Below are 15,368 nucleotides of genomic sequence, written 5' to 3' on the forward strand. Positions count from 1 at the left end.
TGCCAGCTTTGACGCCAAGGACGTGCTCATGAACCCGAATACCTGGATGCTGTTTGCGCTAGCCTATCTGCTGGCGACCCTGACTCCTGGCCCCAATGTGCTGCTGGTGGTCAAGAACGGTCTGCAACACGGCTGGTGCGCCCCCCTTGTCAGCATCCTCGGCAACCTGGGGTGCTAGGCCATCCTCATCGGTCTGGTCGCCATGGGGGTGGGGGCCCTGCTGGAAACCCTGCCTCCCCTCTTTGTCGCCCTCAAGCTGGCGGGGGGTGGCTACCTGGTGTATCTGGGCTACAAGGCGCTGCGCGCGGCCAATACCAATGCCCAAGGGCTCTCTCCCTCCACCGCTCGGGGACGCACCAGAACCACCCTCTCCTTGTTGCGAGAAGCCTTTCTGGTCTCCGCCAGCAACCCCAAGACCATCGTCTTCCTCTGCGCCCTGCTGCCCCAGTTCCTCGATCACCAGAGTCCGCTGACGCTGCAGTTCATCACCATGTACCTGACCATCTGCGCCATCGTCAGCCTGGTGCATCTGTGCTATGTCGCCCTGGCCAGGCGCGCCGGTCGCTACTTCAAACCAGGTCGCAGCGAGCGCCTCGTTGGCCGCATCACCGGCGGGCTTTTCATCACCCTGGGCGGCGCCATCCTGCTCAGTGGTCGTCCCTGATCCCTGTGCCTCACCGCTGCTGACATTATCTGCACCATCGGCGCCGCTTGGGCGCCGCGGATCCCGGCCACCGGGGCTAGAGTTGTAGGCGTGTCTGTATATGAGCCTGCGGTGGAGCGCCATATGTATTCCTACACCCTCACCTTCCGGGAGGAGGCCGACAAGTTGACGGCCCCCGAACACGAGATCCGCTTGCAAAGCCCGGCCCAGGCCGGTGATTTCATCATTCTCTCCGATGGCAGTCGCCATCAGGTGATGTTCGTCACCCACCGAGCCCACTACAGCAGCCTCTACCTCGACAAGGGGGTCCGCATCCCCCAGAGCTGACGCAGACATCGTCTTTCGCTCCCTCCAGCTATGGTGAGAGAGGGCTGCAGCTCGCCAACGCAAGCCCCTTGCCGCCCAGGGAGCAGCAAGCCCGAATGACCCATTGCCAGAGGTATTGATCATGTTCAGACAGACTGCGCTCATCCTGACCCTCACCCTGTTGGGCAGCGCCCAGGTTCACGCCATCAACCACAAATACGCCGAGCAGCTGGAACACTCCGGCTGCACCCAGGTGACCGAAGCCCAGGGCTGCGATATTCACAAGAGCAAGGCGGAAAACGCCAAGGCAGGATTTGGCACCGCCGCCCCGGCCGACGAAGGCGGATTGAACATGAGCTATGAGCAGAAGCTGGAGCGCTCAGGCTGTACCCAGGTGAGCGAGCTTAGCGGCTGTGACATCAACAAGAGCAAGGCCGAGAACACCGCCGCCGGATTTGGCGCCGCCCCCGCAGCGGCCAGCGCCAGCCCCTACACCGGCAACTGGGTCGCCACCTTCCCCGAGACGGGCGCCACGGTCGCGAACATCCGCATCGATGACAAGGATCAGGTGTGGGTCAACGACAAGCAGGTCAGTGCCAGGAAATCCGACGGCGCCCTGGTGTTCAAGGAGGGCATGGTCATCTACACCATCCAGGGGGATCGCCGCCTCAAGGGAGAAGATGGCTGGGTCGACAACGATGCGGGCACCAAGGGGCCCATCGCGGCCAAATGACCCCGTCACCATCACGACAAGGGGAGCCGCGGCTCCCCTTGTCGTTTCTGCCTGCTTGCCCCCCCTCTACCCTTTCTTCGGGAAGTCCAGCACGGCCACCACCGGCGAGCAGAACGGGAGCGCCGACCAGGAGGGGGCGTCGAAGATGAAGCGGGCGACGGCGCAGGTCGGCATGCGAGTGATACCGGAGGAAAAGCCATGAGCCAGGTCGGTGAAGGCAGGATCATGACCCACCAGCAGTACGCAGGCGAGATCATCTGAAGGCGCCCCCACCACCCCGAGAAGGGTCCCGGCATCGCTCTCGTAGAGGCCCTCGTCGATGGCGATGTGGTTCGGGGAATAACCCAACTCTGCGGCAAGCAGCCGGGCGGTTGTCATAGCCCGGCAGGCGGGGCTCGAGAGGATGAGATCGGGCTTCACCCCCAGGCGCGCCAGACGAGCCCCCATCAGGGGCGCATCGCGCAGCCCGCGCGCCGCCAGCGGACGAGCGCGGTCAGACAAAGATGCGTCCTCCCAGCTCGACTTGCCATGGCGTACCAGGATCAGGGTTCTTCTCATGACGCACTCCCTGGTTGATAAGGGCGACAGGCAGCCCCTCAGACCGCCCCCCGTTTGCCAGCATGAAGGGGCAGCAGCACCATGACCACCATGGTCAGCAGCACACCCCCTACCCCCCAGCCTACCTGTTCCCAGTGTATTGTCTCCCCGGTCAGCATGCCGGTGAGCAGCACAGTGGCGCAGATGAGGGTCCAGCCGGTCAGGTGGAGGAAGGACTCCCCCCGGTAGCAGCGCTTGATCAGGATGGGGTTGAGGGCCATGGCCACGCAGCCGAGCAGGTAGATGCGATTGCCGGGAGCGAGGCTGAAGGCAAAAAGCCCGATGAGGGGATCATCGGGCTCTGCGGCAAGGATCAGGGGCTCACTTCTTCCATGAAGACAAGCCGAAGGGGTTCGGCCAGCAGTTCGTCCGCCTGGCGAGCGAAAGCCTGGAAATACGCGGTCTCACAGTGGGCATTCAGGGCGGCCTGACTCACGAAGGCTTCCCGCATGTAGAAGGTGCCGGGTTCATCCTTCAACTCGAACAGCACGTAATCGAGGTTGCCCGGCTCCTGGCGAGTGGGGCCAATCAAGGCAAGCAGGGCATCGCGAAGGCGCTCTCCCATGCCGTCACGGGCCTTGAGCACCGCGATCGATACCAGTTTGTCTGTCTCTTTTTTCATCCAGTTTTCTCCGTTGTACATCGTCAACACGCCAGAGAGTGCAACCTGGACAGCGATTTATACTGCCGGATGCGCCCCCATCAGACGTTGCCCAGTGTAGGCAGGACGGTGGAGGCCATATAGGGGGGCAGAATGAACACTGTGTTCAACGGGGTGGATAACCACGCCGTGCACGGAGGAACAAACGAGCGGGAGGGATCATGGCGCAAAGGGTGGCAACGGGACCCGCCAGGAGGCGGTACGACTTGCGGCCCCCTGGTCCAGGCTAAGGGCCTGCAGACCAACGTTCAACGTCAAGGCAATAGGTGGTGAAAGGGTGTTCGCCCAGGCGAGTTTTCCTCACCCAGATGGCCCGTCTGGCGAGGGATCGATAAGGCGGGCGGGTATCCAGCAGGTGAAAGAGGATCGTCCGATGGCCAAGCTCCCTCGCCCACCCCATCATCTCGTTGAAAATCGCCACGCCGCTTCCCCAGCTGGCCCTGGCGAGCACGATGGCAAGCTCCACCCCCTCGTCATCGGGCTGGATGCCGCACCACCCCGCCAGGGTGCCGTCGAGGAAGATGGCGCGCACGCGACAACCTGGCCGGGCGTCGACTCCCAGCTTGTACGCCATCCAGTCGCGCACCCCGGCCACATCGAAAAGCGGGTGAGGGATCAGGTGCTTTCGCAGCGTCTCGTCGTTGAGCAGCGGCAGAAAATCCTCTGCCCTGACAGCAGAAAAGGGGCTGAACACCATGGAGGTCTCTCTCATTGCCCGAAGAGGCACCCTAGTAGGGGGTGCCATCCTTGTGTCTGGCTGACCAGGCGCCATCGGCACCCTGTACCAGGGCCAGATCGTCGTCGGGATAGTCGACGGTGTCCCCTGGCTGCCTGTCCCCCACCTCGAGATAGACGGCGTCCACCTCACCGTGGTTGAGCAACTGGTGGGCCAGGCCGCTCCCCCCCTTGAAGCCGATGCACTCCCCCGGCGACATCCGGTACTCCTCCTCCCCGTGGCGCAGGGTGGGATTGCCCGAGAGTACATAGACGAACTCGTCCTGCAGGCCGTGATGGTGCTTGAGCGCCGAGATGGCCCCCGGTGCCAGGGTCGTCAGATTGACCCCGAAATTGGCGAGGCCGAAATGATCCCCCAGCCTGCGCCGGGTGCGGTGCTTGACCAGGGAAGCAAAGGGCTCCGGATCGAGGGACTTTGCCTTGTGCTCGGGGATGGCCATTGCCTGAATGGCGCGTTTGTCAGTCATGTTCTGATCCTCCCTGTGAATGACGTCTCTCTTTATAGCCTGCTCCTTAGCGACAAAACATGGGCAGGGGGTTGAAGGGGTGTCTCACACACCATGTCATGCCCGGTTGCCGCCAGATGGTAAAGACGCCCTGATTTTCGTTTGGCTATCTTAATAGCACACCGGAAAATGGGAAGTCGCGTTGGCGACCTCACCAATGGAATAAAGAAGATGGCCCGCGATCACTGGGAAATGCCCTCTTCCAGCGGCCCGGGTATGGAGGGGCACCGGCACATGCAGACCCGGTGACTAGAGCACCTCAATCCTGACCTTGATAAGCCCAGATCGGGGATTGCCGATGGCGCTGAACGCAGCCCTGGAGAGATCGATGATGCGCCCGCGGGGGAAATTGCCCCTGTCGTTGACCCGCACCACCACGCTCTTGCCGTTGGCGAGGTTGGTGACCCTGACCAAGGCGCCGAAGGGCAATGTGGGCGGCGGTGTTGGCGTGGCGCTGGTAAGGCTCCCCGCTGGCGGTGCGCTTGTTGTGGTAGCGATCGGCGTAATAGGAGGCGAGCCCCGTCTGGGTATAGCCTCGCCAGTTGCCCGCACTGCCTGCATCAGGCTGGCTGCTGCAGGCCGCCAGCAGCAGGCACAGGGAGGCCAGCAGCCCTTTTTGTCGCGTCGTCATGCGTTGCTTCCTCGATGGGACAGAGCGACCAGCATCGCCAGTCTGGCTTCCGTTAACAGGGGCCTACTCTCTCATATTTCCCATGGAAAACGGGAGGCCCAGGCCTCCCGTTTGTGTGTTCACCCGTCAGCCCCTGTCAGGTGATAACGAGATCTGTACACCTCTCCTGAGTCCGCTAGGCTCCTGATCGTGGAGCCGTGTGCAGTACGAAGGGGCTGGTAAACATGCACAATCAGCCCTTCATTTTTCGTCAACTGTTCCAGCGGTAAGGCTGGGTTAAGTGATTGAACGTATGAAAAAAGGCTCCAGAAGCCAGCCACGATGGCTACCGCCACCAGAAACTTGGTCCACCCCTTTTACATGGCACGGACACCGAACACACGCCAGAATCAGGTGGCTTGAATGCGCGCCTTCGTCATGCGCCATTGTTTGCGTAATTCAAAAAATTCCATAGTCATACTGTATTTATCCCTGATCCCCCTCCTCCACCTTGTAACCAAGGCGCTCATAAAACTGCACCGCCCTCTGGTTACCCGTAAAACTGGATAAATTCACCCAGCATTGTGTGATTCATAGAGATCATTTCCCCATCACTGGCGATGAACGATTTAAAAATAATAATTACTCTGCTGTCGCTCCCTTGTGGCAAGCCAAAGCCACAATAGCTAAGGAGAGGATGGTCAATATCAACAAGTGCTGGGCCAGCCATTCTTTGTTTAGCCTATATCGCAATCGGCCTTTGTACGTATTCTCATAGCTTATCAAGACCTGCTCACCTTCCTGCACCTGCCACGCCTGTTCGAAATAAAAGGGCCACCAAAATCTGTAATAAGGCTGACTCCAGACCGTGACCCGCTTTCCTTTTGCGGCAAGCAACACTGCTTCGTTATAGATACTACCTCGATAGGCTATTTCCTCTCCCGAGTCCGTCAGGATCCTGATCGCGGAGTTATGTGCAGTACGGAGGGGCTTATAAACCTGCACAAGCACCCCCTCATTTTTCGTCAACTGTTCCAGCGGCAGGATGGGGTTAAGCAATTCAACGTAAAAAAACACGCTCCAGAAGCCGGCCATGATGGCTACCGCCACCAGAAATTTGGTCCACCCCTTTTGCATGGCACGGATGCCGAACACACGCCAGAACCAGGTGGCTTGAATGCGCGCCTTCGTCATGCGCCATTGTTTGCGAAACGCGAAAGTGTCCATAGCCATGCTTTATTCATCCCTGTGTATGTTTCCAGCTGCCATCTGCTGCAAGGACATTACGATCTGCAGAGCCCACCATATTCCACCAGACTCTGCGACATCGTAAGTGGTCACAACACCTCAACATTTACCTTGATAACACCTTCGCGAATATTGCCGATGGAGCCGAAGGCGGATTTGGAGAGATCGATAATTCGCCCGCTTTTAAAGGCGCCGCGATCATTGACCTTGACCACTACGCTCTTGCCGTTGGCGAGGTTGGTGACCCGCCGCACCATGGAGCCAAAGGGCAATTCCATATGGGCAGCGCTACTGAGGTTATTGAGATAGATCTCGCCGCTGGCGGTCTTTTTACCGTGATAACGGTTGGCATAATAGCTGGCGTAACCGGTCTCGCTTTAGCCGCGCCAGCTGCCGCCGTGGCTCTCGTCATAACGGCTGCTACAGGCTGCCAGCAGCAGGCAGACAAGCAACAGCCCCCCTTTGCAGGCCGATTGCACCACTCCTTCTCTCCCGATGCCGCGCATCTACTTCTCCTCGCTCACCTTGCCGGATAGATAGCCCGGCTGATCATATCGCGTCGCAGTAACGGGTAGATTCTCCCCATACCGGCAAGCCACCGCAATGTAGGCGGCCCCTTGCCATCATGGGGCCCTGCCCAGTTGCCAACGCAGTGGTCGCCGCGATTGTTGCAATAAACACAGGCTTTAAATCACCACTGTTACAGCCAAGAGACAATCAAGGTGCCACTTCTCTGCTCGCGTTTGCCAACTCGCGCACACAAACACCCTCCGATCTGCGTCCGCAACCCAGCACAACAAGAGGGATACTTATTAACCAGAACCGGGCAAGCCCGTTCATCCGTAGCCTTATTCCATCACAGGCAGCGCCGCTACTTTGCCATATTTTTCCAATAAAAAGGGAGGCGAATGCCTCCCTTTTCTCTTGCTATTTGCCCATCAGAGTCAGGCGATGAGCTTGTCGTCGGCGAAGCCAAAGCCGCGCAGCCCCACCACATGCACATGTTCGTGCTTGCCCTGCACCTTGCGGATGAGCTTGTAGGTGGTGCCCTTCTCGGGGCTGATGTTCTCCGGCGCCGCGATGAGGAGCTGCATGTCCTGGCGCTCGCACAGCTCGAACAGGGTGGCGATGGATTTGCCATCAAGCCGCGCCGCTTCGTCGAGGAACAACAGGCGGCAGGGGGCGATGTCCTTGCCGCGCAGACGGCGGGACTCCTCCTCCCAGCTGATGAGCACCATCAAGAGGATGGCCTGACCGGTGCCGATCGCCTCGCCGGTGGAGAGGGCGCCGCTCTCGGCACGCAGCCAGCCGTCGGCCCCGCGCTGCACCTCGATCTCCAGCTCCAGGTAGTTGCGATAATCCAGCAGCACGTCCCCCATCACCTGATAGTTGCGCTCTCCCTGCTCCACCTGCGGGTTCAGGCGCTGGAAGAGCTTGGCCATGGCCTCGGAGAAGCTGAGCTCCTTGTCGGCGAAGAGATCGTTGTGCATGGCGCTCTGATCGGCGAGAGCGGTCAGGAGGCGAGTGTGGGCCTCGCGGATATTGACGTTGAGACGCACCCCGCGCACCAGACCGAAGGCGATGTTCTGCAGGCCCTGGTTCAGTACCCGGATGCGGTTCTGCTCCCGGCGGATGATGTTGGTGATCTTGGCCGCCACCTCGTGGGAGGAGAGGGACAGATGGGTTTCCCGCTGCTTGAGCTCATCGGCGAGGCGCGCCAGCTCGATCTCCATCTCCTCGATGGCTTCCACCGGATCGTCCGAGCGGATGATGTCGTTGCGGATGCGATCTTTCAGGTAACGGTAGACCTGCACGTAGAAGGCGACCTTCTGCTCGGTGCTGCGGTTGCCTTCCGACAGACGAAGCGCATCGCGCAGGGCCTCGTCGTGGGCCACCGCCACCCGCAGGGCGCCGAGGGCCTTGTCCGACATGGAGCGCAGCTCGTCGCTGTCAAGATAAGCCAGCTCGCGCTTGTTCAGACGCTTCTCGACGTCGGTCTCCCGTGCCAGACGCACCACCCGCGACCAGCTCGCCTTGTGACCCACCAGGGATTTGCGGGCGCTGTAGTAATCCTTGCCTTCGAGCTTGAGACGACCGCCAAGGGACTCGATTTCGCGCTTGCACACCTGCAACTGGGCCTCGGCGCTGGTGCGGCGGGTCCGGGTGCGGATAAGCAGCTCTTCAATCTCTTTCTTGTGGGCACGGGCCTTCTCTTCCATGTCATCCGACAGGGTCAGCCCCATGGCCGCCAGCTCCTGCTCGAACTCCGCCAGGGTCTGCCCCTTGGCCGAGGCGCTGGAATCGAGCGCCGTGCGCAGTTGCAGCGCCTCGGTGTGGCGCTGGGTGATCTGCTTGTGCTGCTCACCGGCGGTGCGGGCGGCAAGCTCTGCCGCCTTGAGCTTCTCTTTGAGTCGCTCGCTCATCTCGGACGCCTTGCCCAGCAGATCTTGCGCATCCTGATAGGCAAAGTGCGGCAAACGGGCCACCAGCTGATCGAGGGCGTAGCAACGGCGCTTCTGCTCGGCCAGCAGGTCGCTCACCTCGTCAAAGGCTGCCTGCAGGGCCGCCAGATCCTGCGGATCCTGACGCAGCACCTGCACCTGGGTCTCGAGTTTTTCCAACGCCTTGCCGTGCTTGGCGATAAAGGCTTCGGCTGTTTTAAGCGCCTCCACGTCGGCGTGAGCCGCCTCGAGGCGGGCCACCAGGTCTGCCTCGGCAAACAGGTGGGCAAAGGGCAGCATCCCCTGCACCAGCTGGATATGGCGGGTCAGCTGGGCGGCGGCGGCTTTGGCATCACTCAGCTGCTTGTCGCACTCGGCGATGGTTTCTTGCAGCTTGCGCTGCTCGTGCTGCTTGGCCTGCACTTCCGCTTCGGGGTCGGGGCGGAAGGCGATGTCCAGATGCTGGCCGATAAAGTCGCGGAAGTGGCCGTAGAGACGGTGGTACTTCTGCTGCTCGAAGGCGGCCTTGGCGTAGCCCTCGATGAGCCCTTCGCGCTCAAGATCGAGCTGCTCGATGCGTTTTTCCCGGGCGGCACGGCCAAACAGCGGCAGCTCGGGGTAGCGGGAGAAGCGCACCTGACGCTTGCTGGTGCGCACCAGCACGGCGTCCCCCAGCTCGTCGGCTTCCACCAGATCCTCGTCAAAGGAGTCGGGGTTGCCCTGAATGAGGTAGATATCTTCCGGGCAATCTTCCAGCTTTTTCAGCCGCTCGATGGCGCCTTCGAGGTCGAGCACCACCAGGGCGCTGCGAGCCGGGCCGTAGAGCGCGGAGTAGTAAGGGGCATCGTCGATGGAGATGTCGTCATATACGTCCGAGAGCAGCACGCCCCCCACCTGCTCGGCGATGCGGGCAAGACGGGGATCCGCCTCGCCGGCACCCAGCTGCAGGTTGCGAATTTGCATCTCCAGCGCCTGTTTCTGGCCCTGAATGCGGTTGCTCTCCTGCTCAAACTCCCGCTCCTTGTCGAGCACGCTCTGCATGCCGGAAGAGAGTTCTTCGGCGGTGGCCAAGGCCAAGCCACTCTGCTCGCGCAGTTGCTCGAGTTTTTCAAAGGATTTGAGCCAGCGCGGGGCCAGCTTGGTCAGTTCCGCGATATCGCGACCCAGCTGAGTGCCCTGATGCTCGAGGCTGGCGCGGCGCTGATTGGCCTCTGCCTGCTGCTCGGAGAGCTCCTCCTGGCGGGTGCGCTGGGCTTCGAGGAAGATCTCCAGCTCGTCCTGACTAGCAATGTGCTGACCAGACGCCTGGGCCAGCTCGTCTCGCAGCCGCAAGAGCGTCTTCTGGCTTTCGCTCTCTTTCTCGAGGCGAGCCAGGGCGGCGCGCAGACCCTGCCCCTGGGCAATGCGGGCCTTGTCTTCGATGTGGCGCTTGAGCAGCGCCTGCGCGGTGGGCCAGGCAGCCTCGCGCACTGTCTCGGGTGCGATGCTGAGCAGCAGCGCCAGCGCCGCTTCGTGTTCGGCCACCGCCGCCTTGGCCAGCGCCAACTGCTGCTCGGCCCCCAGCACCCGGCTGGTGAGGTTCTGCTCGGCTGCGCGGAACTGGTGCAGGGTGTCGCTCGCCTGCGCAGGCTCGAGCCCCGGCAGTTCGCACTGCTCGCGGGCGTTTTCCAGGGCCTGCACCGCCTGACGGTACTGGATGGCGCGGGTCTGCTGGATATCGAGCGCCTGCTGATAGTCGGCGAGCTGGGTCTTGAGGCTGTCCACCTCTGCCTGGGCCAGCTCCTTGCGCTCCTCCACTTCCAGCAACTGGCCGTGGATCTCTTCCACCACCGCCTGCTGCTGCTCGAGCTTGTCGTTGAGCTCCGCCAGATCGGCGCGATAGAGGGCAATCTTCTTTTGCAGGGCCACGGCCGCCATCACCTTGGCCAGGTGCTCGGCGGCGGACTCCAGCTCGTCGGTCAGGAGCTTCTCGCGGTTGGTGAGCTGATCCACCTCGTCCGCCAGATAGATGGCGCGCTGCTTCTCCTCGGCCAGCAGACGGCGTTTGCCGGCGAGCTCAGAGCGTGCCTTGAGGGCCAGCTCGGAGAGACGGCTCTTCTCGGCGGCGCCCCGCACATACTCCGCGGCCACATAGTGGGTGGTCTCGGTGATGAGATTCTTGAAGAGATCCCGCTGACCCTGGGTCTCCTTGATGGCTTCCAGGGTGCGGCGGTTCTCGTAGATGGCCGCCTCCATGTCCTGGAACGCCTTGCGCACCCCGGAGTTCTCCGGCAGCAGGTATTCACGCAAGGAGCGGCTGATGGAAGACGAAATACCGCCGTAAAGGGAGGCTTCGATCAGGCGATAGAACTTGCCGCGATCCTTTTGATCCCGCAGTTTCTTCGGGGTGATGCCGAACTCGAACATGAAGTTGTGATAATCGGTCACCGTATTGAACTTGGCGACCTTGATGGCGCCAAGCTCCGCTGCCGCCCCCTTCAGATCGGCGAAGGCACGTACCCGGCCCTTGCCATCGTCGAGCTTCTCCAGCAGCAGATCCGTGGGCGCCAGGTGCTCGGGCACATCCACCAGGGCGAACGGGGTGATGTTGACCTTGTTGTCACGGTTGGCCACCTGTTCGAGGTGGACGCCGACCCAGATCCGCTGCTCGCGGCTGTTCATCACTTCCAGCAGCGAATAGCAGTGGCCACGCTGCAGCTTGCCGTAGAGCCCCTTGTCGCGGGAGGCACTGCTGGAACCCGCCTCCGTGGTGTTACGGAAGTGGAGCAGTGACTGGTCGGGAATGAGGGCCGCGATAAAGGCCGCCATGGTGGTGGACTTGCCCGCGCCGTTGCCGCCGGACAGGGTCGTGACCAGCTGGTCGAGATCGAAGGTGCGGGCGAAGAAGCCGTTCCAGTTGACCATGGTCAGGGATTTGAATTTGCCTCTCACGCCACACTCTCCATCAAACCGGCAGACACCATCAGTGCCGGCACATTAACGTTGCAGATCATCTTCCACCTCCAGCTCCAGCTGCTCTTCGTCCAGATCCTCTTCGATATCCTCGAACAGGGAATCGCTGCTCGGCATCTCGTCATCGTGGAAAATGGCCTCCCCTTCCTGGATCATCCGCAGTTGCACCGCGCGGGGATCCTCGTCGGAGCGCACATCGGCGGCGAAGCGGAACACGGACTCGTTGACCCGGAATTTGTCGCTGTTGCCAAGGGGGGTGATCATCCCGAGGCGCTTGAGGCGACGCATGGAGGTGCGGATCTTCTCGAGCAGCTTCTTCTTGTCCAGATCCGTGCCGCCGGAGCGGCTGTTGACCATGCGCAGCAGTTGCTTCTCGTCCGCCAGACTCAGCACCTCTTCTTGCAGCTCGCCCATGGCGAACACCCCTTCAGAGGCGAGCCTGTCCGGGCTCAGGAACAGGTAGCAGAGCACCTTGCCCACCAGCATATCGAGCTCAGATAACACTGTTGTACCGATGTCGGCGCTCGGGCGCGGACGCAGGTAGAAGAAGCCTTCCGGTGCCTTGATGAGTTCCACCTGATAGCGACCGTAGAAGATCTCCAGCTCCTGGTGGTACTCCACCAGGGCCGAGTGCTGCTCGAATTCGTCGGCACTGATGTGGCGACCGGAGCGCAGGGCGGTGTCGATGCGCGGAAACAAGGGGTTGGCGATGGCCTCTGCGAGACGCAGGGGCAAGGGGAATTCAGTATTGATCGATGACATAGGCCTGAACCTTGGATCCAGCTTGGTTGATGGGTTTCCATGCGGGTTGGCGGTGGTGCTCGCGCTCACCGCTGGCATGGCCGAGACGCACGGCCTGATCGATCAGGAGGCGCGCCACGTCGAAGTGGGCATGGGCCGGGTAATCCAGCAGGTATTCCCGCAGCACGTCGGCAAGATCCAGCCGATCTCCCTGCTCCGGGTAGCGGGCCAGGTAGCGCTCGATGCGCTCCGCCAGCTCCTGGTTGATGTCCACCATCTCCACGTACTCCATCTCGAGGGGCACCTCGCCGGTCACCTCCTCGTCGTGGATGGCGATGGTTTCATCCCGCAGCTCCAGCAAACGGGGCTCTTCGGCCACCCGCAACAACCAGCTGTGCTGCTCGAAGTTGCGGATGGATTCCCGCAGCCGCTGGCTGAAGGCGCGGTTCTTGTCCATGTCGATGGCGTTGCGGATGAACTTGTGGACGTGCCTGTCATAACGGGACCAGAGCTCGATGCACTGCTGGCCCCAGGCGGTGATGACATCCAGACGCCCCTGCAGGGCGTGGGTCAGCTCCTCGACGTGGAACAGATCCTCACGCCCCTGGGCCGCTTCCTGAATGTTGAGCAGCCCCGCCTGCAGGCGGTGGCCGGCGGCGTCCAGGGTGTCCTGCAACTCGCGCAGGGTCTGGCCGGTCTCGTGCAGGAGCTTCTCGCAGCTGTGGATGGCATCGACCCAGTTCTGGGTCAGCAGGGCCGCGATCTCGCTCTTGACCTGGTTTTGCTGCTCGTCCATGGCGCGCTGGGTGAGATCGATGCGCCCGAGCGTCTCTTCCAGGGAGAAGGAGAGGCGCGGCAGCACCTCGGCGTCCCACTGCTCCCGGGTGTTGGTCTCGAGCGCCGCCTTGCGGGCGGTGTCGAGCTCGGCCGCCAGGTGCTCGAGCAGGATGGAGAGCTTGATGGAGTCCACCTGGCGCTGATCCATGAAGAAATCGACGATGCTCATGCCAAGGCGCGACAGGCGGTAGAGGCTCTCCCCCGCCACCATGTCGGTGGTGAAACGCGACAGCAGTTGCTGACGAATGAGATCGTTGATGGCGTTGTTGGCGCGACCGGTGAGGGTCTCGTCCATCTGGCCGAAGGCACTGCTGACATAGCCAAAGGCATCGTGCAGCGCGGCCTCCGAGAGATCAGACTCGTCCTCGGAGAGCGTCTTGATCGCTATCAGAAAGGCCAGCCTGTCGGTGGGGAGGTGCAGCGCCAACCCCTCCTGTCTGACCCATCCCACCGTCTCTGGCAGGGTACGGGATGTACTCATCATGACGTTATCATCTCGTTGTTATAGTCGGCAGGTCTTCGCCCGCCGTGGTGATATAGGCCGGGGTCGGTGGCGCCCCGGCGGCTGGATCCCGCATCGTGTTCACGCCGGTGTGTCTCAACCGGCCGGTTTCTGGGCCATCACATGGATGTAGCGCCCCAGGGAAACAAAGGGCTCCTGGCGGCAATATTGCTGCTCCATGGCGAGCAGGTCCTCGAACTTCTCGACCTGATCCTGCTTGTGGCGCATGTAGTCGTGGATGACGCGCACCCCGGTCTTGCCGATGATCCGCAATCCCCCCCGGCCTATCCAGTCATAGACCTGCTCGGGCAACTGGGGATTGGTGGGAGTCAGGGCAGTCTGGCGTTTCTTGCGAAGGCCCAGGCGCACATAGTCGAAATTGCCCACCACCAGGCTCTGGAACAGGAGGCCGTGACGATTGTAAAAAAGCAGCGACAGTATGCCCCCAGCCTTGACGAAAGGGAACAGACCCAGCAAGGTCTGGCGCGGCTCGGCGAGCCACTCCAGTACCGCGTGACAGAGCACCAGATCGAAGGTGCCGGTCACGTGGTGCTTGAGATCCTGAATGGGGCAATGGATGAGACGAATTCTGTCTTCCAACCCCTTCTGGGCGATCTGCTCCCGGGCCAGATCCAGCATTTCTGCCGACAAATCGCACAGCTCCACCTGGTGGCCCATGGCCGCCAGTTTCTGGGCGAAGTAGCCAAAGCCGCCGCCGGCATCCAGGATACGCAGCGGCCGGTTGCCCAGGCGCGCCAGGCAGGCTTCGATGTCACTCCAGACAATGGTGGTGCGAATGCTCCCCTTGGTGGAGTCGTAAATGTTGCGAGCGAACTTGTCCGCGCGCCCGTCAAAACTCTGATCTTGCTTCAAGACACACTCATCTTCGACCGCCCCGCCATGAGGGCCGCAGGAGGAACCACACAGGATTGGGCCACAGGAAAAAAGAGGGGTATTCTGTCACATCCCGAATTTGCTGAAAACTCAAGGACGTGTCTGTCGTGTTCGAGCTCAACTTCTTTGTCATCAAGAAATGGCTGGGCCATCTGCTGATGCCGCTCCCCTTCTCTCTCTCCTTGTTGGTGCTGGCGCTCGTGCTGCTCTGGTTCACCCGCTTTCAAAAAAGCGGCAGGCTGCTGGCGACCCTCTCCTTGGTGATCATTGCCCTGATGGGGACGCGGCCGGTGAGCTACGAGCTGGCCCGCAGCCTGGAGCAGACCTATCCCCCCTTCGAGGTGAGCCTGCATCCTGACATCCAGGCCATCGTCGTGCTGGGCAACGGTCATGTGAGCGATCCGGCCATCCCAGAGCGCGCCTGGCAAAACAACATCTCCCTGGCGCGCACCCTGGAAGGGGTTCGCCTGGCCCTGGCCTATCCAGAGGCCGAGCTGGTTTTCTCCGGCGCCGTGGCCGGGGATCCCCTGTCGAACGCCGAGGTCAACGCCCGCATGGCGGAAAGCCTTGGCATCCCGCGTGCGCGCATGACGTTGTTTGAAAACAACAAAGACACCCATGACGAGGCGGTCAGCATCGCCGCCCACCTCAACGGCAAGCGGGTGGCGCTGGTGAGTTCGGCCACCCACCTGCCCCGGGCCATGGCCCTCTATCGCAGTCAGGGACTCGATGCGGTGCCGGCTCCCACCGATTACACCGCCAAGCAGAGTCAGGAGCCGCAACCCCTCTACAGCTACCTCCCCAAGGGGCGTTATCTGATGTATTCCGAGGCTGCCATTCACGAGTGGATTGGGGTATGGTGGGCCCGTTTGCGTGGGCAGGTCACCGAGTGAGCAATCGCGCCTTGCATTCCTGATTTGGATCAGGAAAGCGAAAAAAAA

The 15,368-nt window shown here is 61.6% G+C and carries 15 protein-coding genes and 2 pseudogenes; 5 read left to right on the forward strand and 12 right to left on the reverse strand.

Annotation, left to right across the window (positions count from 1 at the left end):
- The first annotated feature begins 28 nt into the window (after window positions 1-28).
- The 4 genes from I6L32_RS23180 (at window position 29) to I6L32_RS18015 (ending at window position 1,703) form a co-directional block, all read left to right on the forward strand.
- Window positions 29-178, forward strand: coding sequence for a hypothetical protein (locus tag I6L32_RS23180; protein ID WP_234929101.1), 150 nt, complete (start codon window positions 29-31; stop codon window positions 176-178).
- Between the two features lie 24 nt (window positions 179-202).
- Window positions 203-664 (forward strand): LysE family translocator, encoded by a 462-nt coding sequence (locus I6L32_RS18005; RefSeq protein WP_254203848.1) that lies wholly within the window; start codon window positions 203-205, stop codon window positions 662-664.
- A gap of 123 nt (window positions 665-787) precedes the next feature.
- Entirely contained in the window at window positions 788-991 is a 204-nt protein-coding gene (locus I6L32_RS18010; protein WP_039040737.1) for a hypothetical protein, read from the forward strand.
- A gap of 121 nt (window positions 992-1,112) precedes the next feature.
- Window positions 1,113-1,703 (forward strand): hypothetical protein, encoded by a 591-nt coding sequence (locus tag I6L32_RS18015; RefSeq protein ID WP_103857936.1) that lies wholly within the window; start codon window positions 1,113-1,115, stop codon window positions 1,701-1,703.
- Between the two features lie 66 nt (window positions 1,704-1,769).
- Here the strand turns inward: I6L32_RS18015 and I6L32_RS18020 are convergent, their stop codons facing one another.
- From I6L32_RS18020 to cmoM, 12 genes and pseudogenes are all read right to left on the reverse strand, one after another.
- On the reverse strand, window positions 1,770-2,261 hold the full coding sequence (locus I6L32_RS18020) for a histidine phosphatase family protein (protein ID WP_103857924.1): 492 nt from the start codon (window positions 2,259-2,261) through the stop codon (window positions 1,770-1,772).
- Window positions 2,262-2,299: 38 nt separating this feature from the next.
- The gene (locus tag I6L32_RS18025; protein ID WP_254203849.1) at window positions 2,300-2,521 is read right to left on the reverse strand and encodes a hypothetical protein; all 222 of its coding nucleotides are present in this window, start codon (window positions 2,519-2,521) and stop codon (window positions 2,300-2,302) included.
- Window positions 2,522-2,613: 92 nt separating this feature from the next.
- Entirely contained in the window at window positions 2,614-2,922 is a 309-nt protein-coding gene (locus I6L32_RS18030) for a putative quinol monooxygenase (protein WP_103857923.1), read from the reverse strand.
- Between the two features lie 265 nt (window positions 2,923-3,187).
- Window positions 3,188-3,673, reverse strand: coding sequence for a GNAT family N-acetyltransferase (locus I6L32_RS18035; RefSeq protein WP_103857922.1), 486 nt, complete (start codon window positions 3,671-3,673; stop codon window positions 3,188-3,190).
- A 16-nt stretch (window positions 3,674-3,689) separates the two neighbouring features.
- Complete coding sequence (locus tag I6L32_RS18040) at window positions 3,690-4,163, reverse strand: cupin domain-containing protein (protein WP_103857921.1); 474 nt, start codon at window positions 4,161-4,163, stop codon at window positions 3,690-3,692.
- A gap of 288 nt (window positions 4,164-4,451) precedes the next feature.
- Window positions 4,452-4,833, reverse strand: a pseudogene (locus I6L32_RS18045) (septal ring lytic transglycosylase RlpA family protein).
- 621 nt (window positions 4,834-5,454) lie between these two features.
- Window positions 5,455-6,045 carry a hypothetical protein gene (locus I6L32_RS18050; protein WP_103857919.1) on the reverse strand — a complete coding sequence of 197 codons (591 nt, stop codon included), beginning with the start codon at window positions 6,043-6,045 and terminating at the stop codon, window positions 5,455-5,457.
- A gap of 104 nt (window positions 6,046-6,149) precedes the next feature.
- A pseudogene (locus I6L32_RS18055) lies at window positions 6,150-6,566 on the reverse strand (septal ring lytic transglycosylase RlpA family protein).
- Window positions 6,567-7,004: 438 nt separating this feature from the next.
- The gene (gene mukB, locus I6L32_RS18060; protein WP_103857918.1) at window positions 7,005-11,432 is read right to left on the reverse strand and encodes a chromosome partition protein MukB; all 4,428 of its coding nucleotides are present in this window, start codon (window positions 11,430-11,432) and stop codon (window positions 7,005-7,007) included.
- A gap of 45 nt (window positions 11,433-11,477) precedes the next feature.
- Window positions 11,478-12,215, reverse strand: coding sequence for a chromosome partition protein MukE (gene mukE, locus I6L32_RS18065; RefSeq protein ID WP_029314572.1), 738 nt, complete (start codon window positions 12,213-12,215; stop codon window positions 11,478-11,480).
- Entirely contained in the window at window positions 12,196-13,515 is a 1,320-nt protein-coding gene (mukF, locus tag I6L32_RS18070; protein ID WP_103857917.1) for a chromosome partition protein MukF, read from the reverse strand. The genes mukE and mukF overlap by 20 nt, the downstream gene beginning before the upstream one ends.
- 114 nt (window positions 13,516-13,629) lie before the next feature.
- Window positions 13,630-14,406, reverse strand: a complete 777-nt coding sequence (gene cmoM, locus I6L32_RS18075; RefSeq protein ID WP_103857916.1) for a tRNA uridine 5-oxyacetic acid(34) methyltransferase CmoM — start codon at window positions 14,404-14,406, stop codon at window positions 13,630-13,632.
- 179 nt (window positions 14,407-14,585) lie between these two features.
- Between cmoM and I6L32_RS18080 the strand changes: the two genes are divergently transcribed.
- Complete coding sequence (locus I6L32_RS18080; RefSeq protein ID WP_235713082.1) at window positions 14,586-15,320, forward strand: ElyC/SanA/YdcF family protein; 735 nt, start codon at window positions 14,586-14,588, stop codon at window positions 15,318-15,320.
- The last annotated feature ends 48 nt before the right edge of the window (window positions 15,321-15,368 follow it).

This window comes from Aeromonas sp. FDAARGOS 1402 (assembly GCF_019046925.1).
Lineage (GTDB): Bacteria > Pseudomonadota > Gammaproteobacteria > Enterobacterales > Aeromonadaceae > Aeromonas > Aeromonas caviae.